Annotated in this window: 1 protein-coding gene and 1 pseudogene; one reads left to right on the top strand and one right to left on the bottom strand. The window is 70.5% G+C overall.

The genetic code is table 11. The annotated features are described in order from the left end of the window. The first annotated feature begins 94 nt into the window (after positions 1 to 94). Complete coding sequence (locus NBG84_RS34325) at positions 95 to 301, top strand: acyl-CoA carboxylase subunit epsilon (RefSeq protein ID WP_250923598.1); 207 nt, start codon at positions 95 to 97, stop codon at positions 299 to 301. A gap of 440 nt (positions 302 to 741) precedes the next feature. Here NBG84_RS34325 and NBG84_RS34320 read toward each other — a convergent pair. Next, positions 742 to 813 (bottom strand): annotated as a pseudogene (locus NBG84_RS34320) (ATP-binding protein); the annotation flags it as partial.

The raw sequence follows: 813 nt of genomic DNA, 5'->3' as shown, positions 1-813 counted from the left end.
TCACCATGCTCCGGACCAAACACGCTGACCTGCCGTCCCGCAAGCACGGCAACCCCCCGCAGTGATCCTGCGGAGAAAACGGAGCCCCATCAGTATGAGCACCCACCCTTCGTCCGCTTCCCTGCTCCGCGTCGAGAAGGGGCATTGCGACCCCGAAGAGCTGGCGGCCATCACCGCCGTTCTGCTTGCCCGCGCGGCGTCCCAGCCCGAGGCCGCCCCCGTCCAGGACCGCTCGATGGCCGGCTGGCGCCGGCTGGAGCGCCAGCGCGGCTTCCAGCCCTCACACAGCTGGCAGGGCTGACGCCGACGGCACCAGCCGCGGAAAGCTCGCTCCGCGCCAGAACATGAGTCGGCCCTCGGACACCGAACCACGGTGTCCGAGGGCCGACTGCTGTGCGCCATTCCAGGGCCGGCGACTCCCGCAGGGCCTGGGTACGACCCCAAGGCCGTCCCCGGGCCGTCTTCGAGCTGCTGAGGCCTCCACAGGCGGTACGAGGCAGAGCGCGCGGCCGGCGTTCCCTCGTACAGCGAGTGCGGTGTGCCCCTGGGAGGGCTCAGCCGATGAGCCGCGCCCTTTCCATGCTCGCCAAGCGGAGGAGGGGTCGCTGAGCGCCCGTCCCGCGAGGCGGTGTGCCAAGCCAGCGCGCTCCTGGACACCCCGGCATGGCCTCGGACATCACAAAGCCCTCGCACTCCCATGAGTACGAGGGCTTCCACCTGCGTCCGAAGGGCGGATACCGCCTAGCGCAGCCGTGCCATGAGGGCGTGTTCGACGAGGGTGATGAGGGCGCTTTTGGCGTCGGAGCGGTGGCG

It is taken from the genome of Streptomyces albipurpureus, assembly GCF_023701525.1.
Lineage (GTDB): Bacteria > Actinomycetota > Actinomycetes > Streptomycetales > Streptomycetaceae > Streptomyces > Streptomyces albipurpureus.
Note: the sequence above shows the minus strand (reverse complement) of the source record. Positions and strands in the feature narration are given on the sequence as shown.